The organism is Pelotomaculum terephthalicicum JT, assembly GCF_022410535.1.
Lineage (GTDB): Bacteria > Bacillota > Desulfotomaculia > Desulfotomaculales > Pelotomaculaceae > Pelotomaculum_D > Pelotomaculum_D terephthalicicum.
Window position 1 is genome coordinate 1 of sequence record NZ_JAKNBL010000033.1, and the last position, 20,141, is coordinate 20,141.

At 47.9% G+C, this 20,141-nt stretch carries 19 protein-coding genes and 1 riboswitch; of the genes, 18 read left to right on the plus strand and 1 reads right to left on the minus strand.

The annotated features are described in order from the left end of the window. The first annotated feature begins 260 nt into the window (after nucleotides 1-260). The 14 genes from L9W92_RS14520 (at nucleotide 261) to ribH (ending at nucleotide 13,732) form a co-directional block, all read left to right on the plus strand. Nucleotides 261-1,361: an ABC transporter substrate-binding protein gene (locus L9W92_RS14520; protein ID WP_240084465.1), complete on the plus strand. Its 1,101-nt coding sequence runs from the start codon at nucleotides 261-263 to the stop codon at nucleotides 1,359-1,361. Nucleotides 1,362-1,412: 51 nt separating this feature from the next. Continuing rightward, nucleotides 1,413-3,263: an SLC13 family permease gene (locus tag L9W92_RS14525; protein WP_240084466.1), complete on the plus strand. Its 1,851-nt coding sequence runs from the start codon at nucleotides 1,413-1,415 to the stop codon at nucleotides 3,261-3,263. 458 nt (nucleotides 3,264-3,721) lie between these two features. Continuing rightward, nucleotides 3,722-4,159: an iron-sulfur cluster assembly scaffold protein gene (locus tag L9W92_RS14530; protein WP_240084467.1), complete on the plus strand. Its 438-nt coding sequence runs from the start codon at nucleotides 3,722-3,724 to the stop codon at nucleotides 4,157-4,159. Between the two features lie 203 nt (nucleotides 4,160-4,362). After that, entirely contained in the window at nucleotides 4,363-4,725 is a 363-nt protein-coding gene (locus tag L9W92_RS14535; RefSeq protein WP_240084468.1) for a NifB/NifX family molybdenum-iron cluster-binding protein, read from the plus strand. Between the two features lie 103 nt (nucleotides 4,726-4,828). Continuing rightward, nucleotides 4,829-5,908 (plus strand): ATP-binding protein, encoded by a 1,080-nt coding sequence (locus L9W92_RS14540; RefSeq protein WP_240084469.1) that lies wholly within the window; start codon nucleotides 4,829-4,831, stop codon nucleotides 5,906-5,908. After that, nucleotides 5,905-6,795, plus strand: a complete 891-nt coding sequence (locus L9W92_RS14545) for an ATP-binding protein (RefSeq protein ID WP_240084470.1) — start codon at nucleotides 5,905-5,907, stop codon at nucleotides 6,793-6,795. The genes L9W92_RS14540 and L9W92_RS14545 overlap by 4 nt, the downstream gene beginning before the upstream one ends. Nucleotides 6,796-6,803: 8 nt before the next feature. Then, nucleotides 6,804-6,995 carry a NifB/NifX family molybdenum-iron cluster-binding protein gene (locus L9W92_RS14550; RefSeq protein WP_240084471.1) on the plus strand — a complete coding sequence of 64 codons (192 nt, stop codon included), beginning with the start codon at nucleotides 6,804-6,806 and terminating at the stop codon, nucleotides 6,993-6,995. 259 nt (nucleotides 6,996-7,254) lie between these two features. Beyond that, on the plus strand, nucleotides 7,255-7,521 hold the full coding sequence (locus L9W92_RS14555; protein ID WP_240084472.1) for a hypothetical protein: 267 nt from the start codon (nucleotides 7,255-7,257) through the stop codon (nucleotides 7,519-7,521). A gap of 62 nt (nucleotides 7,522-7,583) precedes the next feature. Then, on the plus strand, nucleotides 7,584-8,993 hold the full coding sequence (gene scfB / locus L9W92_RS14560) for a thioether cross-link-forming SCIFF peptide maturase (protein ID WP_240084473.1): 1,410 nt from the start codon (nucleotides 7,584-7,586) through the stop codon (nucleotides 8,991-8,993). A 2-nt stretch (nucleotides 8,994-8,995) separates the two neighbouring features. Beyond that, nucleotides 8,996-9,409: a DUF134 domain-containing protein gene (locus L9W92_RS14565; protein WP_240084474.1), complete on the plus strand. Its 414-nt coding sequence runs from the start codon at nucleotides 8,996-8,998 to the stop codon at nucleotides 9,407-9,409. A gap of 443 nt (nucleotides 9,410-9,852) precedes the next feature. Next, nucleotides 9,853-9,981, plus strand: a riboswitch (FMN riboswitch). Between the two features lie 99 nt (nucleotides 9,982-10,080). Then, a complete protein-coding gene (gene ribD / locus L9W92_RS14570) occupies nucleotides 10,081-11,196 on the plus strand; it encodes a bifunctional diaminohydroxyphosphoribosylaminopyrimidine deaminase/5-amino-6-(5-phosphoribosylamino)uracil reductase RibD (RefSeq protein ID WP_240084475.1) in 1,116 nt (371 codons plus the stop codon). Nucleotides 11,197-11,199: 3 nt separating this feature from the next. Beyond that, nucleotides 11,200-11,850, plus strand: coding sequence for a riboflavin synthase (locus L9W92_RS14575; RefSeq protein WP_240084476.1), 651 nt, complete (start codon nucleotides 11,200-11,202; stop codon nucleotides 11,848-11,850). A gap of 44 nt (nucleotides 11,851-11,894) precedes the next feature. Next, the gene (locus L9W92_RS14580; protein ID WP_240084477.1) at nucleotides 11,895-13,106 is read left to right on the plus strand and encodes a bifunctional 3,4-dihydroxy-2-butanone-4-phosphate synthase/GTP cyclohydrolase II; all 1,212 of its coding nucleotides are present in this window, start codon (nucleotides 11,895-11,897) and stop codon (nucleotides 13,104-13,106) included. A gap of 152 nt (nucleotides 13,107-13,258) precedes the next feature. Continuing rightward, nucleotides 13,259-13,732, plus strand: a complete 474-nt coding sequence (ribH, locus tag L9W92_RS14585) for a 6,7-dimethyl-8-ribityllumazine synthase (protein ID WP_240084478.1) — start codon at nucleotides 13,259-13,261, stop codon at nucleotides 13,730-13,732. A 64-nt stretch (nucleotides 13,733-13,796) separates the two neighbouring features. Here ribH and rpmB read toward each other — a convergent pair whose 3' ends face one another. Next, a complete protein-coding gene (gene rpmB / locus L9W92_RS14590) occupies nucleotides 13,797-13,988 on the minus strand; it encodes a 50S ribosomal protein L28 (RefSeq protein ID WP_240084479.1) in 192 nt (63 codons plus the stop codon). Between the two features lie 74 nt (nucleotides 13,989-14,062). On the opposite strand from rpmB, the gene recG reads away from it, so the two are divergent. The 4 genes from recG to L9W92_RS18980 all read left to right on the plus strand — a co-directional run bounded on the left by recG (nucleotide 14,063) and on the right by L9W92_RS18980 (nucleotide 20,005). Continuing rightward, a complete protein-coding gene (gene recG / locus L9W92_RS14595) occupies nucleotides 14,063-16,129 on the plus strand; it encodes an ATP-dependent DNA helicase RecG (protein ID WP_240084480.1) in 2,067 nt (688 codons plus the stop codon). Between the two features lie 267 nt (nucleotides 16,130-16,396). After that, nucleotides 16,397-18,175, plus strand: coding sequence for a sigma 54-interacting transcriptional regulator (locus tag L9W92_RS14600; protein WP_240084481.1), 1,779 nt, complete (start codon nucleotides 16,397-16,399; stop codon nucleotides 18,173-18,175). A gap of 259 nt (nucleotides 18,176-18,434) precedes the next feature. Next, on the plus strand, nucleotides 18,435-19,058 hold the full coding sequence (locus tag L9W92_RS18975) for an AMP-binding protein (RefSeq protein ID WP_282442374.1): 624 nt from the start codon (nucleotides 18,435-18,437) through the stop codon (nucleotides 19,056-19,058). Further along, nucleotides 19,019-20,005 carry a benzoate-CoA ligase family protein gene (locus tag L9W92_RS18980; RefSeq protein WP_312038106.1) on the plus strand — a complete coding sequence of 329 codons (987 nt, stop codon included), beginning with the start codon at nucleotides 19,019-19,021 and terminating at the stop codon, nucleotides 20,003-20,005. Before L9W92_RS18975 ends, L9W92_RS18980 begins: the two co-directional genes overlap by 40 nt. Nucleotides 20,006-20,141: the final 136 nt, after the last annotated feature.

The following is a 20,141-nucleotide window of genomic DNA, read 5'->3' on the forward strand; positions in this document are numbered from 1 at the left end:
GCAAGACCTTAGGCCGAATGAAGAGCAATGAGTGCGGACACGTCAGTCGCAGCAGAGGATCTCGGCAGGCAGGGTTGGGAGGGTATTACCTAAAAGTTTTTACCACCGCGCCAGCGGTTTAGTCCAATAAAGGTTATACTCACCAAGTTATCGATACAGTTAATTAACTAATAAAATATAATAGTTTAGCGAAGGCTAACGAATTCGCCGGCGATCGTTGAAGTATTGCTGAGACAGTTTAAAGTGCAACGGGAGGTTGCATGAAAGCCGGCATAGCTGGCGGCAATAGCTGTTTCGATACCGTATTGGAGGTGGCTGGGAGCTTTATGAAAAAGATTAACATCAACCAACTGCTGATTATTATCTTTTTTATCTGCCTGTGCGTGTTCGTGGTTTCAGCCAGCTTTAATAAACCGAGGGTGCTTGTGCTGCAAAGTTATTTTACCGATTACTCCTGGACTAATGACGTGGATGAAGGCATCAGCAAAATTCTTGATAAAAAGCCGTATACAGTCCGGCGGCACTATATGGACACCAAAAATCACCCCGAGGAAGATTTTAAAGTTAAAGCCGGCAACACGGCGCGGAAAGTAATTGACGAGTGGAAGCCGGATATTATCCTGGCAGTTGACGATGACGCGCAGCAGTACGCGGCCAAGTATTATATCAATGACCCGCGCATGAAAATTATCTTCGCCGGCATAAACGGGGAGATTGCGCCGTACGGGTATGATCAAGCGAACAACGTGACCGGTATAGTCGAGAGAAAGCAATTGCAATCGGTAAAAGATTTTTATATGCAAATACACGAGTCACAGGGGAAGACAGGCAAGATCCGCCTGATCACTATCGGAGACAGGTCCGGTTCGGTGCTGGAGGATGAACACTTTATTGAAACATTTGATTGGGATCCGGTGGTGCTCGTGGATTCATTCAATGTCGGCACTTTTGACGAGTGGCAAAAAGCAATCATTGAAGCCGAAGGGCGGGCCGATTTTTTGATGTTGACCAATTACCGCAAGATTGCCCGTTCAGAGGATGATAAGAAATTAGTGCCGCCCGAAGAAATTATAGACTGGACGATGGAGAACAGTAGAGTTCCCGGTGTCGGCACCAACGGATTTAATGTGGAGGACGGTTATATGATGGCGCTGGGAGTGTCGCCGTACGAACAGGGTGAAGTTGCCGCCGGCATGGCTGTCGACATTATCGATAAAGGCATTTCGCCAAAAGATATCACTGTTCAGGAGACACGGCAATTCATTGTGCTGATTCGCCGTTCCGGCCTGCAAAAATACAACATAGTAGTGCCCAAAATATATGAAGCCTTTGCCCGGGCCACTAATAATTATTTTGAGTAGATTTCCTTTGCCGGCCGGGACTGGCCGGAAACAGTGAGCGGAGGTTAATCCATGAGTCTCGGTGTTAAAGAAATTACCGCGCAAATGAAAAACGCCCCGGTTTTTTCGACGTGCAACCCCCAGAATCTTGCCCGTATAATCCCCGGTATTGTTGAAAAAAGTTTGAGAGAAGGGGAAGTTCTCTACCGGACGCAGACGCCGGCTGCCAATATATACCTTGTTATTGAAGGCAATTTGAAACTAATTGCGGACAAGCGCGTGGTTAAAGAGGTGTCAAGCGGCCTGTTTGGCGAGGAAGCGGCGATTGGAGAAGAACTATATTTAACGGATGCGATCGCAGCCTGTTCCGCCGTGGTTCTGGAGATCCCCGGGGAATCGCTGCATAGCCTCTTAGAGAATGAACCACAACTTTTAAAAGGTTTTTTTTCCTCTTTATTTAATCACTTTACAGATAAAAAACTGGAATATTATTCTAGGGCTAAGCAAGTACAGGAGCAGAGCGCCGGCATTGGGTTTACCATTGGGTGGATACTGGCTATTATCGTGCCCGCGGTGATTTTTTACACGAGTTCCGGCGTGGGATTCGAATGGAATGCCAGGCTGTTTTTAATGGTGCTGTCCACTGTGATGATCATGTGGACTTTTAACTTGACTCCTTCTTTCCTAATTCCGTGTATACTGGCCATCCTGGTAGTGATTTTTTTAGGCATCGCTCCGCCTTCAGTTGTGCTTGCCGGCTTTACATCAGGTACTTTTTTCATGGCTCTGAGTGTGTTCGGATTAACCGCGGTCTTGATTGCTTCCGGAATTGCTTACCGGTTGATTCTCACTGTGTTGAAATATGTCCCCCCCTCCCGGTTTTCCTATGTGCTGGTGATGTTCCTGACCGGTTTCACCATGATCCCGTTTCTTCCTGACTACAGCGGGCGGGTGACGATGATCAGCGCCCCGTTGACAGACATGGTCGATACTTTAAGATACCGTCTTTCCGGCAAGGCGGCTAATCAGCTAACTGCCGCGCTATATACCGGGACGACGCATTTTTCCAGCGTTTTTTTGACGGGCAGCGCCGTTAACTTTTTGATTTACGGTTTACTTCCGCTGCAGTTGAGAGAGCAATTTACCTGGATTAGCTGGGCTTTTGCCGCGCTAGTTTTTACTCTCGTGTCTATTATTCTGTACCTGCTGGTTTTGTTTGTCATGTTTCGCAGTGAGGAGGTACCCGAGGTATCCAGAGACCAAATTGAGGCGCAGCTTGAAGTTCTCGGCCCGTTTAACCCGAAAGAGTGGGCCGCTCTTGGCGGTGTCCTGCTCTTTATCGTCGGTGTCGCCACTTCTTCCATTCATAAAATAGACACTCCCTGGGTCGGGTTGGCCGTATTATATATTTTTCTTTCTCTGGGGATTCTTTCAAACGAAGAGTTTAAAAAGAGCATTAACTGGCCTTTTCTGATTTATCTCGGCGGCATGCTGGGAATTATAGACGCCATGTCTTACCTGGAGCTTGACCAGTGGCTGATCAATCATTTCGCGTGGATAGAACATTATATGACTGATAATTTTTATCTTTTTATATTTTTACTGGCCTGCTCGATTACATTGATTGGCATAGTCGCCGACGAATACACGATAATTATCTTGTTTACGGCGATACTTTTTCCCATAGCGCAGACCAATGCCATAAGCCAGTGGGTCATCGGATTTATTATTCTGATTTTCGCCGGCTGGTGGCTTATTCCACAGCAGGATCCCGATTTCCTTGTTTTCTCAGAAGTGGTAAACAGCAAAAAGCAAACTTTTAGCAAACGTGCGTTTCTAACATTTAACGCTGTCACGGTGCTCATCAGACTGGCGGCTTTGTATGTTTCCATACCTTTTTGGAAATGGCTGGGACTCCTGTAGCTGCCGGTAAAGAATTATTTGTGGTTCTGTTCATCCCATCTTAGCGGTCTGGATGGGAGAAAGTTAAATTACCCTTTTGAAATCCGTTTTTCAAGAGGTCGTTTTAATGACGTTGATTATGCCCTGAGGTTTGTCGCCCGGGGCTTTTGATTTTTAATAATGCTGGTGGGAGCGGTGGTTAAATTATTATATGTTTTTTATATAATATACTAACAATTATTATAAGTAATTATTGGTTTATCATTTAAATTATTTTTTTAAGTTTATAAGACTAAGAAATATGGTTTTAAGAAATACGATGGAATCAAAAGATAATCACACTAATATCGGGTTGTCTTATATAAATTATTTATATATAAAAATTTAAAATCTTTAGATGTTATTATTGATTATTTATGCAGATGGGATCTATAATATTTATGAGCTAATGACCATAACGCAAGGAGGAGTACAAAATTATGGAAATAGACATCTATGATAATAAGATATTAATGAAGCATTTTATGAATCCAAGCAATGTTGGAAAAATCGATGATGCTGATGGAATCGGAACGGCAGGTAATCCTTCATGCAGCGATTACGTAAAGATATATATTAAGATCGACGGCCATCAATTAACAGACATAAAATATCAAGTGCATGGCTGCCCGGCGGCTATTGCTACTTCCAGCGTCTTTAGCGAACTGGTTAAAGGAAAGCCGATTATGGAGGCTCTGGATATAAATGACCAGGATGTTGTTGAAGCTTTAAGCGGTTTACCCGAACAAAAATTACATTGTTCTTGCATGGCTGTGGAGGCTTTTGATAAAGCTGTTATAGACTGGGTCATGCGGATCCTGCCAGATTCGAAGGAAGAGATAGAATCCATGGTTGAATACATTCAAAGAAGAGAGTAATTTGGAGGGAAATTTCTTAAAAGAATTTATAAAAAATATTTGAAGTTACTTGTATAAATATTTTTATATTAACTTAAAATTAATGACATATTATCCTTGACATATTTAATTGAGGTTGAATATAATAGTTATGAAACATAGTCCATAATATAATTTGGTCGCAGATAATGACTAAAAGTTTAATCGGGAGAAGGTGTGCATCTATGAAAATAGCAATTTCTGCCCGGGAACAGACCCTTAAAAGCTTGGTGGATCTTAGGTTTGGCCGTTGCAACTGCTTTATCGTGGTAGACACGGCTACGGGTGATTACCGTGCGGTGAGCAATAATCAAAATTTGAACGCCGCTCAGGGCGCCGGTATTCAGTCAGCGGAAATAGTCAGCCGCCAGGGAGTGGAAGCCGTGATTACGGGGCACTGTGGGCCAAAAGCTTTCCGTACATTAAGCGCTGCGGGGATTAAGGTGTTTACCGGCGCTGAAGGCACGGTGGCAGATACCGTGGAGAAATTTAAAAAGGGTATGCTTACTGAAGCTGAAGAGGCGGATGTGGAAGGTCACTGGATTTAAGTTTAATCAAAATTATTTAAACGGAGGTATGTAAAGATGCCGAGGAGAGATGGAACAGGGCCACAGGGCCGGGGTCAGGGAACAGGCAGGCGTTTAGGTCCGTGTGGCACCGGCCAAGGACAAGGCGGCGGCCAAAGACAAGGACAAGGCAGCGGATACTGTGGCCGGGGTGGTGGCCGGGGAGTCAGGCAAGGTCAAGGACGTGGCGGCCAGGGTAGGGGTTACTGTTAGCTTTACAAAATACCAGAATGGGGGAGGAAATGTATTATGCCGGGATTTGATGGGACCGGTCCATTGGGTATACCCTTCGGGGGGAAATAAAATGACAATAAATTTGACTGTTGCCGTGGCAAGCGGCAAGGGAGGGACGGGTAAGACTACTGTTTCTGTAAATCTTGCCTGTGCCGCGGTAGCAGCAGGATATAAGGCGGCTTATCTGGATAGTGACGTAGAAGAGCCGAACGGGCACCTCTTTCTGAAGCCACGTATCAGCCGACGCTACCCGGTCAGCGTGCCGGTTCCGGTGATTGATGCCGAGAAGTGTATTGCCTGCAGCTCCTGCGGGGAAATTTGCCAATACAGCGCTATCCTGTGCATTAACAAAAACGTCCTCACTTTCGAAAAAATGTGCCACGGGTGTGGAGGTTGTCAGTTGGCCTGTCCCGTTGCGGCAATTGCCGAAAAAGGCAGGAAAATTGGGATTGTGGAAGAAGGAGTGGCCGGGGAAATATCTTTTGTCCACGGCAAGCTCAATATTGGCGAGGCCATGAGTACGCCGCTGATCAAGGCGGTTCGCTCGGCAGGCCCGGATAATTCATTAAGAATTGTTGACGCGCCCCCGGGCACCTCCTGTCCGGTAATCACAGCGATTAAAGGAGTGGATTTCGTAATACTAGTTACCGAACCGACCCCCTTCGGACTGAACGACCTGGGCCTTGCCTTAGACATGATTAAAGAACTGGGTATTCCGCACGCGGTAGTGGTGAACAGGTCCAACCCGTATAACAGCCTGGCCAGGGATTTCTGCAGGGAAAGAGAAGTCAAGCTGCTGGCGGAAATACCGGACGACCGCAGGATAGCCGAGGCTTATTCCAGAGGCGAATTGGCGTTTTCCGCCGCCCCCGCTTACCGGGGAGTTTTCGAAGATCTCCTGATTTCTATTGAAAAAGAGGCGAGACGGTGAAAGAAATAGTAGTTGTCAGCGGCAAAGGAGGTACCGGCAAGACAAGCGTGGCGGCTTCCCTGGTTGTCCTGGCCAAAAGGTCGGTGGTGGCGGACTGTGACGTGGACGCGGCGGACCTGCATCTGGTGCTTGAACCCCGGATTAAAAAAACAGAGGATTTCACCGGTGGAAAGAGCGCCAGCATTGTTCCAGGCAGATGCAGTAATTGTGGAAAATGCTATGAGATCTGCCGGTTCAATGCCGTAATCAAAGATGAGAGCAAACAGCCGGCCTATTTTATTGACCATATAGCCTGTGAAGGGTGCGGTGTTTGCAGTTGCTTTTGCCCGGAGAAAGCCATCGATTTTAAGCCGTCCGTCAACGGCCGATGGTTTATTTCGGATACCCGCTACGGCCCGATGGTCCACGCCAGGCTCGGCATCGCGCAAGAAAATTCCGGCAAGCTGGTTTCCCTGGTGCGCAACCAGGCAAGAATGCTCGCCGAAAAAGACAATCTGTCATACATCATTGTTGACGGACCGCCGGGTATCGGTTGCCCGGTTATTTCTTCAATCACCGGCGCCGACGCCGTTTTGATCGTCGCGGAACCCACAGTATCCGGTGCGCACGACCTGGAACGGGTGGCCGAACTGGCCGGACATTTTAAAATTCCCGCTTTCCTCTGCGTCAACAAATATGATCTCAACCCTGAGGTGGCTGAAAATATCGAGGAGAAAGCAAGGGCGGGTGGAATTGCCGTTATCGGAAGGATTCGCTATGACCGGACTGTCACCGAAGCACAGATCAAAGGACTCCCGGTGGTGGCGTTTCCGGATACTGCCGTGGCAGAAGATATGAGAACTGTTTGGGAAAATTTGGAAAAGAAATTGAACTTAAACAAACAGTGATTTGGGCATTGCGAAAGATTTGTTTTTTTGACGTCAACCCTGAAACCAAAGAAATTAACAAGAAAGAATCATTTACTCCCCCGCCGCATGAGCCTGGTTTGTACCCCAGATTACTGGGCGAAAAAGGAGCCGACATTATCATAGCCGGCGGGATGGGCCCGCGGGCACAGGAATTGTTCAACGAGAATGGTGTAAAGTAGTAGTCGGGGCCAATTCTGCTTCAGGCAGTCCGGAAGATATCTTGATCACAGAGCTTTGAGAAATTGGGATCCACAGGCAAGCCGCCAATAAACGGTATCTGAAATTTCCGGACGATTTCTTTCCGCAAAATTGAGGAGTATGACAGTAACCTTTTTACCAATTTCGTCTTTGAAGATTTAACTCAATAGAAGCAAAACAAACATTATTATGATAAAATGTTAATAATCTGCGAAACAAACCGCGCGGAAGGAGCCGACAATGGAAGAGTACCTCGATGACCTGCGGGAAAGCTTTTTTACCTGGTGTGATAATGCCGTGCAAGTCCATATTGAAGGCGAAGGAACCATGCTCAAACGGTGGCGGCCGCGCAGGAATCCGGACGGCAGTTATGATCTGATCCTTAAACTGATTGCTTGCGATGAAACCACCTCCATGCTTACAGTGCCTATACCGGAGGAGTATCACGATCTTCTTGAGCGTGAGTATTTCATCAATCACCCGCCGGACGAAGAGGAAGAAAGTTAGAGTGTTTTGCATTATGGTGTTGAAATTGTTCTTGAAGATGATTGAATTGGGAGATGCTGTTGATGGTTCATGTTTATTCCATGGGTGGAATTAATATCGCTTTAGATGGCAACAGTGGAAGCGTCCACGTTCTAGACGATGTGGCATATGAATTATTGGCGCAATTCAAGAAACCGTTTGCATATGAACAAGCAGTAAAAAAGTTTCAGGAGAGATACCCTGCAAAAAGCATCAGGGAAGCATGGGAGGAAATCAGCTTGCTTGTAGAAAAAGGGCTTCTATTCTCCCCTGAAATAGATCAGACCGCTGTTCAAAACAATATGACCGTTAATAAAGGCTTCAAAGCCTTGTGCCTTCATGTAGCCCATGACTGCAACCTCATGTGCGAATATTGTTTCGCATCCAAGGGAAGCTACAAGGCGGCAAAAAAATTAATGCCACTGGAGATTGCCATTAAAGCGGTGGATTTCCTGGTTAACAACTCCGGAAAGAGAAGAAATGTTGAGATAGATTTTTTCGGCGGCGAGCCGATGCTCAATTTTACCGTTGTTAAAAAGACTGTGGAATATGGAAGAAAAGTCGCAAAACTCGCAGATAAGCAGATAAACTTTACTGTTACCACTAATGGTACGCTTCTTGACAATGATGAAATAAAATATATCAATGAAAACATGGATAATGTAGTTATTAGCCTTGATGGACGGAAAGAAGTTCATGATGCGATAAGGTATGACGCTGCAGGCCGGAGTACATATGATAGAATAATCGGCAATGCTTTGCATCTAGTTCGTGCGAGGGAAAACAAAAGCTATTTCATCCGTGGGACATTTACCTCCAGAAACACGGATTTTTCCAAGGATGTGCTGCATCTCGCCGATCTGGGATTTGATGAGATATCGATGGAACCTGTTGTGGGTAGAGGCGAGGATTTTCATATTCGTCGCGAGCACATTCCGGAAATTCTCAATGAATATGAACAGCTTGCCTATGCGTATATAAGAAAAATAAAAGAAGGAGGAAAACCCTTTAGGTTTTATCACTTCAACGTAAATATTTATAAAGGTCCCTGTCTATATAAAAGAATCGCAGCTTGCGGTGCAGGCACGGAATATCTCGCCGTTACGCCAGAGGGAGACCTTTATCCCTGCCACCAGTTTGTTGGCAAGCACGAATTTATAATGGGAAATCTTGACACAGGCCTAAAAAACAATGCCTTATGTGAAAGATTTAGAAAAACTAACATATTAACTAAAGAAGAATGCCGTGATTGCTGGGCAAAACTTTACTGTTCAGGCGGTTGCCATGCAAATTCTTACTATGCAAGCGGAGATATTATGAAACCGGAGGAATTGTTTTGTGCAATGCAGAAGAAACGTTTAGAATGTGCTATTATGATTGAAGCATATGTTGACCTGGCGCATCAGTATTTGCGGGAAGGTACGGAAAAAAATAGATTAACCTCCGGGGTGTAATAATGCCACGACCACCAAAATGCAGGAGAGTTGAAAAGTTTCCACAGTTCACTTATTTTAAACCAGCCGGAATACCGGTAACTAAACTTTTCGAAATACATCTAACGGTTGAAGAATTAGAAGCAATACGCTTAAGAGATTTAGAAGGATTAGAATATGAAGAATGCGCACAAAAGATGACTGTATCCAGACCGACGTTTTACAGAATAATCACTGCCGCTAGGAGAAAAATTGCCGAAGCTCTGGTTAATGGTTCCGCCCTGCGGGTAACCGGCGGAAATTACAGCCTTGCCAAATACGAGCTGGCCTGTAAGATTTGTGGCCACCATTGGGAAGATATTATCTGTTGCCGCCGCACCAGATGCCCGGTATGCAATGCAAATAATTGGGACAAAGTTAATATTAAAAAAAAATAAAGGGGGTTGGTTGAATTCCGGGACCTTTACCCTTTAGCTTATAAGCCTTTTTGCTCTGGTGCAGCACCGTGCTGGTTAATTTACCTTCAGCAAAAGTGTCTATCTCTAATTTTACAATAACCTCCTTTTTTGCATGAGATATGGTATTATCGCTAAAGAGACGGCTCTATTATATGGAACGGGAGAAATTTATTATATAAGTGGATGTTGATACTAATTATCTACACCAAGTGCTTAGAGAAGATTTGGGTGATTTGGAACGTTTTTTGGCAGAGCTAAAGAAAGGTTTATAGATGTGACCTTATTTATCCTTTCATAGGTGACATATGATCACGATAATTAACAAGGTGGCATTATCACATGACATGATAATCACATTCCATTTATATAGAGGTTGACATCTAATAAATCCGGCCATATAATAATCATTGAAGTTAATAAGGCAATGCCTTCAGGGACGGGTGCAATTCCCTATCGGCGGTATGGCGTGAGCCGAGCCCGCAAACCCTTCAGGGGTTGATCCGGTGAGAAGCCGGGGCCGACAGTAAAAGTCTGGATGGAAGAAGGTGCGATACCTTTTTGAAAGTGTTTTTCGAAAAGGTGTTTGATTATGTTTGATTTAATGCCCTGAGGTTTGTTGCCCGGGGTTTTTTGATTTTTATTAATTATTAATGCTGGTGAGGTTTATGGACAGGCACTATATGAAAATGGCTTTGGCACTTGCCGCCCGGGCGCGCGGCCGCACCAGCCCCAACCCGATGGTGGGGGCGGTGGTGGTCAAAGACAGCCGGATAGTCGGGCAGGGTTTCCATGCCCGGGCGGGCACACCGCACGCCGAGGTGCTGGCTCTGGCGGAAGCGGGAGATGAAGCCCGCGGCGCGACCTTGTATGTGACGCTGGAACCATGCTGCCACCACGGGCGCACCGGCCCCTGCGCGGAGGCGGTGATTGCCGCCGGAGTGGCAAAAGTGGTGATTGCCATGCTTGATCCGAATCCGCTGGTTTCAGGCGGCGGAATCCGGCGGCTCAGAGAAGCCGGGGTGGAAGTCGTCACCGGTGTAATGGAAGATGATGCCCTGGAGCTAAATGAAGTTTTTATCAAATATATCACTACCGGGCTTCCTTTTGTGGTGGCCAAGGCGGCCATGAGCCTGGACGGGAAAATTGCCACCCATTCCGGCAATGCGAAATGGATAACCGGAGCTGAGGCGCGGGCTTACGGGCACTGTCTGAGAGACTGGTATGACGCTATTCTGGTCGGCATAGGCACGGTACTGGCCGACAACCCCTCTCTCACCACGCGCCTGACGGCCGGGAGAGGGCGCGATCCGGTGCGAATAATCCTGGACAGCAGGGCCAAAACTCCGCTTGACGCGAATGTATTGAACCGGCAGTCAGCGGCCCCCGCCATAATCGCCACGACAGCCGGCGCGCCGCCGGAAAGGCTGGAGGCGCTGCGGCAGGCCGGCGCGGAGGTGCTGGTGGTTAATGAAGGCCCGCGGGTGGAACTGGCACAACTGGTGAAGATACTGGGCAAAAGGGAGATTACCAGCTTATTGATTGAAGGCGGGGCCGGGGTGCACGGTTCCGCGTTCGCAGCGGAAATAGTTGATAAAGCAGTATGGTTTATCGCCCCGAAGATTATCGGCGGACAGGAGGCGCCCGGTCCGGTTGGCGGCCGGGGAGTTGATGATTTGTCCGGGGCCGCCGCGCTTGAGCGTGTGAAAGTGAGCCGTTTGGGGCCTGATTTTTGTATAGCAGGATATTTAAAATATAGAGGTGGGTAAACGATGTTTACCGGTATAGTCGAAGAGCTGGGAACACTTAAGGGTATCAAACGCGGGGCTGCTTCCGCCCAATTAACCGTCGGCGCGGAAAAGGTGCTGGAGGATGCGCGGCTTGGGGACAGCATCGCGGTGAACGGAGTATGCCTGACGGTGGTTCATTTGGGCCCGCGGGAATTTACCGCCGATGTGATGGCGGAAACCCTGGCAAAGAGCAATCTAGGTACTTTAAATACAGGTGACCGTGTTAATCTTGAGCGGGCCCTGCGGCTGGGCGACAGGCTGGGCGGGCACATAGTCAGCGGGCATATTGACGGGGTCGGAACGATCACCCGCCTGGAGAAGCATGATATTGCCACCCTGATTACCATCCGGGCGCCCCGTGAAGTGATGCGCTATGTAATTAAGAAGGGGTCCGTGGCGATAGACGGGATTAGCCTGACCGTGGTGGATTTTCAGGCGGACAGCTTTCAGGTGTCGCTTATTCCCCATACTGCCCACGCCACCGCGCTGGGATTAAAGAATACCGGGGCCACAGTGAATCTGGAAGGAGACGTGATCGGGAAATATATCGAAAGACTGGCCGCTTTTCCGGAAAACGACGCCGGGGAATCAAATATTAGTTTGAATTTCTTGGCGGAACATGGTTTTGTATAGGATTATGAATTTTTATTAGGATTTAATGCAAGGAGGCATAGACAATGAAATTTAACACAATTGAAGAAGCGATCGAGGATATTAGGCAAGGCAAGATGATCGTGGTGGTGGACGATGAGGATCGTGAAAATGAAGGGGACTTGATTATGGCCGCCGAGATGGTCACCCCGGAAGCGATCAACTTCATGATTACGCATGCGCGCGGCTTGGTTTGCATGCCGGTAGACGGAAAACGTCTCGACGAACTGGATTTGCCGGCCATGGTAACCAACAACACCGACCCCCACGGGACAGCTTTCACCGTTTCCATCGACGCCGAAGAATGCACCACCGGCATTTCCGCCTACGAGCGGGCCTTGACCGTCAAGGCGGTCTTGAATCCCGGCACTAAACCGGAGGATTTGCGCCGTCCCGGCCACGTATTCCCGTTGCGCCCCAAGGAAGGCGGGGTTTTAAGGCGGGCGGGACACACCGAGACTACTGTGGATCTGACCCGCATGGCCGGCCTGTACCCCGCCGGGATTTGTTGCGAAATTATCAAGGAAGACGGCGCTATGGCGCGGGTGCCTGAATTGATGGAGTTTGTTAAAGAGCACGACTTAAAGATAATCACTGTAGCTGCCCTGATTCAGTACAGGCGGCGTACCGAGATGTTGGTGCGCCGGATAGATTCGGCGCAATTGCCGACAAAATATGGTGAGTTTAAAGCTGTCTCATATGAGAGCCTGCTGGACGGCAAAGAGCATCTGGCCCTGGTGATGGGTGATTTGAACCAGGCTGAAACGCCCCTGGTGAGAGTGCACTCGGAATGCCTGACCGGGGACGTTTTCAGGTCGACGCGCTGCGACTGCGGAGACCAGTTGGCCCGCGCGATGGAAATGATTGCCGAGGAAGGTGTCGGGGTTCTTCTGTACATGCGCCAGGAAGGACGCGGCATCGGCCTTGCGAATAAAATCCGGGCTTATCACCTGCAGGACTTGGGCAAGGATACGGTGGAAGCTAATTTGGCCCTGGGATTTCCCGCCGACCTGCGCGACTACGGTTTTGGCGCGCAGATTCTGGCGGATCTGGGACTTAAAAAGCTTCGTCTGATGACTAACAACCCCCGTAAGATTGCCGGGCTGGAAGGCTACGGGCTGCAGATCGTGGAGCGGGTGCCGGTGGAAATAAGGCCGGGTAAAAACAACAGTTTTTACTTGTCCACCAAGCAGAAAAAGCTTGGCCACCTGTTGAATGTAAGCAGCGGCGAACGTTAGAAAAACAGGAGTCAGGGGTCAGAAGATGAAGAAAATGGCTTATTGTCTGGAAATATTCTGAGATTCTGACTTCTGAATACCTGCAAAATACCGTCTTGCTGAATGCTGAATGATGAATGCTGGCGGAATTTAGAAGTAGAGGAGAATGGAGTATGCCGAAGTATTACGAGGGACATCTTTTAGGCCAGGGCCTCAAATTTGGGCTGGTGCTGGGCCGTTTTAACGAGTTTATCACCAACAGGCTGCTCGGCGGGGCATTGGACGCGCTTAACCGGCACGGAGTGGAGGAGCATGACATCGAGGTCGCCTGGGTGCCGGGGGCTTTTGAAATACCGCTGGCCGCCGGGAAAATGGTTTCCATGAAGAAATATGACGCGGTAATTTGCCTTGGGGCGGTAATTCGCGGCGCGACACCACATTTTGATTATATTGCCGCCGAAGTTGCCAAGGGTGTGGCAAAAGTGGGCTTGGACAGCGGTGTCCCCACCATTTTTGGTATCATCACCGCCGAGACTATTGAGCAAGCTATTGAGCGGGCCGGCACCAAGGCCGGGAACAAGGGCTGGGACGCCGCGGTGACAGCTATCGAAATGGCTAATTTGTTGAAAAACATGACAGTAGGTTGATGAAAAAACTTAGACCCGGCGACCGCCGGGTCTAGTGATAACATCTAAGTGATATATATTGCTTTTATATCGCACGCTGAACCTTCCCGCTTCTGAGACAACGGGTGCACACCAGCACTTTTTTAGGCGAGCCGTCAACGATAGCCTTGACCCGCTGCAGGTTGGGAACCCAGGTTCTTTTTGTGCGTATGTGTGAGTGACTCATTTTAATTCCGACAGTAATTCCTTTGCCGCATACAGAACATTTTCTAGCCATATGTATTACACCTCCTTTAAACCACTTATACATTCTACCAAAAAATATTTTGGGCTGCAAGAGCGAGGATCTGTATGTCTAATGACTTTTTGACAAAACCCGTCCAATCAATCAAGACAATCGGACCACGGCGGGCGGCAATCTTGCAAAAAGCAGGGATTTTTACAGTAAAGGACCTGCTTTATCATTTCCCTAGGCGCTACGAGGACCGCACCCGGCTGCGGGAGGCCGGAGCCTGCGCGCATGGCGAAACAGCTACTCTGCGGGGAACGGTGCTGACAGCACAGGCGATCAGGCCAAAGCGCGGCCTGACCGTGACCAAACTGGCGCTGCATGACGGGCTGGGCGTTTTTTACGCCGTGTGGTTCAACCAGCCTTATATTAAGAAAAACATTCCCATAGGGACAAAACTGTATGTAACCGGTAAAATCGAAAGGGGCTTTGGCGCAGTTCAGGTGATGGTGGAGGAATATGAGCTAGACGACGGGGGAGAGAGCTTAAGCGCGGGACGCCTGGTGCCGCTTTATCCTTTGGCCGGGCAGTTGAACCAGCGCCTGCTGCGCGCCATCGTTAAGTTTGCCCTGGATGAATTGGGCGGTCATACCGGAGATTTTCTGCCCGAAAAGCTGTTGCGGAAATTTAGCCTGCCGCTTTTCCGGGAGGCGCTTGCCACGATACATTATCCCGGCAATGCTGAGGATGCGGCGAGAGCCAGAAAACGCTTTATTTTTGAAGAATTGTTTCTGTACCAGTTTTCACTGGCATTGTGCCGCAGGGAAATTGCCCGATGGGAAAAAGCGCACCGGTATCTTCCCGAAGGTAAAATGACGATTGCTTTTTTGGAAAGTTTGCCCTACCGTCTTACTGCGGAGCAGGCCAAAGTATGGCGGGAGATATCCCGTGACATGGAATCCCGTTTTCCCATGCATCGCCTCCTGCAAGGCGACGTGGGCTCGGGAAAAACTGTCGTATCGGTGTTGGCGCTGCTCAAGGCGGTGGAAAGCGGACTGCAGGGTGTTTTGATGGCTCCCACGGAAATTTTGGCCGAGCAGCACTATTACGGGATGAAAAGTGTTCTTGCCCCGCTGGGGGTTGAAGTTGCCCTGTTGACCGGCGGCATGCGCAAAAAAGAGAAAGAAGAGTTGCTGGAGCGGGTTTCTGACGGAAAAGTGGCGGTGCTGGTGGGAACCCATGCTTTGCTCCAGGAAAGTGTGCGTTTTAATAAGCTGGGAATGACCGTGGTCGACGAGCAGCACCGGTTCGGCGTACGCCAGCGGGCCGCTTTCCGGAGCAAGGGGTGCTGGCCGGACACCCTGGTGATGACCGCCACCCCGATTCCCCGCACCTTGGCTTTGACTCTATACGGTGACCTGGACGTTTCAGTAATTGGCGAACTGCCGCCCGGCAGGCAGCCTGTAAAGACCTACGCCGTACCGCACAGACTCCTGGCCAGAGTGTACAATTTAATCAGGGAGCAGGTCAGCCAAGGCCGGCAGGCGTTTATTGTTTGTCCTCTGGTCGAGGAATCGGAAAAAGTCGACTTGCAGGCAGCCGTTGAGCTGGCTGAAAATCTCGCCGCCGGCGAGTTCAGGAAGTGGCGGGTCGGGCTGTTGCATGGCCGCATGAAACCATTTGAAAAGGAAGATGTAATGACCTCCTTCCGGCAGGGTGAAACAAAAATACTGGTTAGCACTACTGTTATCGAAGTAGGTGTCGATGCGCCGAACGCAACGGTGATGGTCATTCTCGACGCCGACCGCTTTGGCCTGGCCCAGCTCCACCAGCTCCGGGGCCGGGTAGGGCGGAGCGCTTACCAGTCCTATTGCGTCCTGGTTGCCGGGCCGAAAACTGAGGAAGGGCGCGCCCGCCTGAAGGCGATGACCCGTACCACGGACGGTTTCGCCCTGGCCGAGGAAGACCTGCGCTTGCGCGGGCCCGGCGAGTTCTACGGCACCCGCCAGTCCGGCCTGCCGGAATTTAAAATCGCCGACCTGCTGGCGGACTGGAAGATACTCCAGGCGGCGCGGGAGGAGGCTCTGGCCTGGATTAGTGCAGACCCGCATTTGCAAAGGCCGGAGAGTAAAGTCCTGCTGGATGAGGCAAAAACAAGATTCAACATGGGGTCAGGCTTTACTTTGTGAGTTTGTTTGAGTAAAATAAGTTTGAGTTATCGTATATCAGTACTTAAAAAATTATAAGCGGATAGCATGTTTTTCAGCAGCGTTACAAAGCTGTTCTATGCGAAAGGTGACTATCTGCTTAGCTGATTCGAACCTGGTTAAGGCGGGATTGAGTCCCTCTCCCGGCCAAAAAGCTATGAAATAAGCTTGCAGTTTATGTAGATACACATGAAAAATATTTGAAAGAGATTATAATAAAAGAAATTATGACAATAAGGAAGTAACAAAATGAAGCCTGACCCCATAAGCATAAACGAACAAATAGTAAATATCATTCTTGATTATATCAATAACGGAATTATTGCTATTGACCGTGAAGGAACTGTTATTGTATGTAATACGGTCGCTCAAAAAATGTTGGGTGAAGGTCAGCATGTCATTGGCAAGCCAATAAATTCCATGATACGAGAAACTGAACTATTGGATTTAATAAATTCAAGTCAGGATAATAATGAAAAACGTTTAACTTATCATAATAAATCATATATAGCTAATCGCATATCAATATTTGAAAAAGATACAGTGATTGGATCAATAATAGTATTGCGGGATGTAACGGAAATGGATAAAATTTCTGTTAAATTAAAATCCTGTGAAGAATTGAATAAAGAACTGGAAGGTATTATTGCATCTTCATACGACGGTATTCTAATCACCGATGGTGAAGGCAAGGTTCTAAAAATTAATGAGTCGCTTTTACGGATAACAAACCTGACAAGAGATCACTTTATCGGTAATAAAATTCAATCTTTATACGAAGACGGACATATAGTTTATGAACCCGCTGAAAGTTTAGCGCGGGACAGTAAAAAAATCATAACCGGTATACAGAAAATCAGAACCGGGGAGGAAGTAATGGTTACATCCACGCCGGTTTTTGATGATGACGGAAATGTAATAAGAATAGTTACAAACGCCAGAGATATGTCCGAGATCGTCAATTTGCAGGAACAGCTTGCCCGGTCGCGTGAATTGAGCAATCACCTGCGGTCGGAGTTTAACAAAATGCTTGAAGACGAGTTGCGTTCCAACGGGATGATCACCAGTAATCCTGAGATGTATAAAATACTTGGATTGGCCAGACGAGTTGCTTGCAGTGAGGTTACTTTTTTAATTCAAGGGGAGTCCGGAGTTGGCAAAGAAGTCCTCGCAAAACTGATCCACATTTGGAGCAAACGGCCAGGGGCTTTTATTAAAGTGAATTGCGGCGCGATACCACAGCATCTGTTGGAATCAGAACTTTTCGGATACGACAGAGGCGCATTTACCGGGGCCAATAAAGAAGGCAAGCCTGGTCTTTTTGAACTGGCCGGTGAAGGCACGCTTTTCCTTGATGAAGTTGAAGATCTGCCTTTAGAATTGCAGGGCAAATTTCTTCAAGTAATACAAGATCGAGAATTTATCCGTTTGGGTGGAACTAAAGTAATAAAGGTAAATGTGCGTTTAATAGCCGCCAGTAATAAAGAATTGAGAAAAATGGTCGCGGAACGGACATTCCGGGAAGACTTATTCTATCGTCTCAACGTAGTGCCGGTAACAATACCTCCGCTGCGTGAGAGGAAAGAGGATATTCCTTTATTAGTCAACTATTTTTTAAACAAGTACAATAATAAATATGGCGTAGAAAAATCATTGGCTCCCGGTTTGCTGCAAAGCTTTATGAATTATCACTGGCCGGGTAACATTCGGGAATTGAAAAATGTTGTGGAACGGTTAATTATTACCTGCTCCAGTGATATTATTAGTGATGTTGTTAATGAAGACATCTTAGTGGCAAAACAAAATGTTCAGCTTCGGAATACGGCAGGTGCGGGTGAAAGCGCAGCACCTGAGCCGGGTCATCAGAGTGAAGAAGTGTTTTCCCCCTTAAAAGAGATTTTGGAGAGCGTTGAGAAAGACATATTGTCCAGAGCGTTAAAAAAATATAAAAATTCCAGACGTATTGGCCGGATCTTGGGTATATCCCACACCGCTGTTTTGAGAAAAATAAGAAAATATAAGCTGTAATGAAGACCTGCCTGGTTAAGTTTCTAATAAAACGGAAACATTATGTTCCGTTTGGAACATAATGTTTCCGCTTTATTGGGGTCGGGAACCTTATAGTTCCACCCGCATGTCGCTGTATTTAAACGGCGGCTTTTTTATTATTGTGTAAAACCCGTGTTATCTTTGATCTTATGGTTATTTTATCGAATATTGTAAACTGGCAAAATTATTGCAATTGTTTAATATTTTAAATGATTAAAAAAATAAGGGAGGAAATCGTATGACTTATGCAAAACTTACTTTTCCGGACAAGTATAATGAAGCTGAACGTTTTGTCGATTGGAACGTTGCTCAAGGGCGCGGCGGCAAGGTAGCTATTTATCACAAAGAAGATAGAATTACTTATCAGGAAGTTTTGGACAACGTCAACCGTACTGGCAACGCCTTGCTCTCTTTGGGTATAAACATGGAGGACAGGGTGCTTTTGCTGGCGTTTGACTGTCCGGAATTCGTCTATACATTTTTCGGCGCGATGAAGATCGGGGCAGTGCCCATACCGACCAACACCATGTTGAAGCCGGAAGACTATCGCTATCTCTTAAATGACAGCAGGTCGAAAGCCGTTGTGGTCAGCCGTGAGCTGCTGCCCGGCATTCTTACGGTGAAAGATGAACTTATATTTTTGAAAAATATCATAGTGATTGGGGAGCCGGTTGAAAACACCATCAATTTTGACGAGTTGCTGAAAGGCGGTTCCACTGAATTGGCCGCGGCCCCCACTTCTCCGGATGACGCCGCTTTCTGGCTTTACAGTTCCGGCACCACCGGTTTTCCGAAAGGCACCGTGCACCTGCACCATGACATGTGTCTTACAGCGCCGAATATTACGGTAAGGGTATCTTGAGCATTAACGAGAACGATATCACCTATTCAGTGGCGAGGCTGTTCTTCGCATACGGACTCGGCAATGCTTTGTTCTTCCCGTTTTACGTTGGCGGAGCAACTATATTATCGCCTGATCGCCCGCAGCCCAAGCACGTTCTCGAAGTTTGCACCAAGTACCGCCCGACCCTTTACTTCGGGGTTCCGACGTCTTATAATGCCATCGTGCAGGTAAAAGACGCGGAGAAAAACTACGACATGAGTTCTATCCGGCTGTGCGCGTCCGCCGGTGAGGCGCTGCCGGGACCTGTATGGCGCCAGTGGAGGGAAAAATTCGGCTTGGAAATTCTGGACGGAATCGGCTCGACGGAAATCCTGCACATCTATGTCAGCAACAGGGCGGGCATGTCCAGGCCCGACAGCACCGGCACGATAGTGCCGGGCTACGAGGCGAAAATAGTGGACGAGAACGGCGTATCATTGCCGCCCGGGGAAGTAGGCACATTGATGATTAAAGGTGACAGCACGGCGTCATGCTACTGGAACAAGCACGAAAAGACTAAAAATACTTTTGTCGGCGAGTGGTTCAACACCGGTGACCAGTACTCCATTGATAAAGAAGGTTACTTCACTTACGCCGGCCGGGGCGACGACATGATCAAGGCCGGCGGCATTTGGGTTTCCCCTGTTGAAGTCGAAAACACGCTTATGGCGCACCCGGCCGTGCTGGAATGCGGCGTGGTCGGTTCCCCGGATGTTGATGGTTTGATTAAGCCGAAGGCGTATATAGTATTCAAACCGGATGTGGAAGTAACGGAAAAGCTGATGGAAGAAGTCAAGCTGTACGTGAAGAATACTATTGCCCCCTATAAGTTCCCGCGGTGGATTGAGGCGATTGAAGAGCTGCCTAAGACTGCCACCGGCAAGGTTCAACGTTACAAGCTTAGACAGCTGGATCAACAGAAATAAATAACGATTTACCGTAATCTAACCCGGCAGCCGCCATTCTTCGTCTTAACAATGCAGTAATGCCGCAAAAGATCTATGTAATCTATAGACCTGCAATCGATATAATTGGGGCTTAGGTCAACAGAGATACATTAGA

Bases quoted from the DNA above. Each gene is read 5' to 3' on its own strand.
- L9W92_RS14520 (WP_240084465.1), top strand. From the start codon at position 261: ATGAAAGCCGGCATAGCTGGCGGCAATAGCTGTTTCGATACCGTATTG.
- L9W92_RS14525 (WP_240084466.1), top strand. From the start codon at position 1,413: ATGAGTCTCGGTGTTAAAGAAATTACCGCGCAAATGAAAAACGCCCCG.
- L9W92_RS14530 (WP_240084467.1), top strand. From the start codon at position 3,722: ATGGAAATAGACATCTATGATAATAAGATATTAATGAAGCATTTTATG.
- L9W92_RS14535 (WP_240084468.1), top strand. From the start codon at position 4,363: ATGAAAATAGCAATTTCTGCCCGGGAACAGACCCTTAAAAGCTTGGTG.
- L9W92_RS14555 (WP_240084472.1), top strand. From the start codon at position 7,255: ATGGAAGAGTACCTCGATGACCTGCGGGAAAGCTTTTTTACCTGGTGT.
- scfB (WP_240084473.1), top strand. From the start codon at position 7,584: ATGGTTCATGTTTATTCCATGGGTGGAATTAATATCGCTTTAGATGGC.
- L9W92_RS14565 (WP_240084474.1), top strand. From the start codon at position 8,996: ATGCCACGACCACCAAAATGCAGGAGAGTTGAAAAGTTTCCACAGTTC.
- ribD (WP_240084475.1), top strand. From the start codon at position 10,081: ATGCTGGTGAGGTTTATGGACAGGCACTATATGAAAATGGCTTTGGCA.
- L9W92_RS14575 (WP_240084476.1), top strand. From the start codon at position 11,200: ATGTTTACCGGTATAGTCGAAGAGCTGGGAACACTTAAGGGTATCAAA.
- L9W92_RS14580 (WP_240084477.1), top strand. From the start codon at position 11,895: ATGAAATTTAACACAATTGAAGAAGCGATCGAGGATATTAGGCAAGGC.
- ribH (WP_240084478.1), top strand. From the start codon at position 13,259: ATGCCGAAGTATTACGAGGGACATCTTTTAGGCCAGGGCCTCAAATTT.
- rpmB (WP_240084479.1), bottom strand. From the start codon at position 13,988: ATGGCTAGAAAATGTTCTGTATGCGGCAAAGGAATTACTGTCGGAATT.
- recG (WP_240084480.1), top strand. From the start codon at position 14,063: ATGTCTAATGACTTTTTGACAAAACCCGTCCAATCAATCAAGACAATC.
- L9W92_RS14600 (WP_240084481.1), top strand. From the start codon at position 16,397: ATGAAGCCTGACCCCATAAGCATAAACGAACAAATAGTAAATATCATT.
- L9W92_RS18975 (WP_282442374.1), top strand. From the start codon at position 18,435: ATGACTTATGCAAAACTTACTTTTCCGGACAAGTATAATGAAGCTGAA.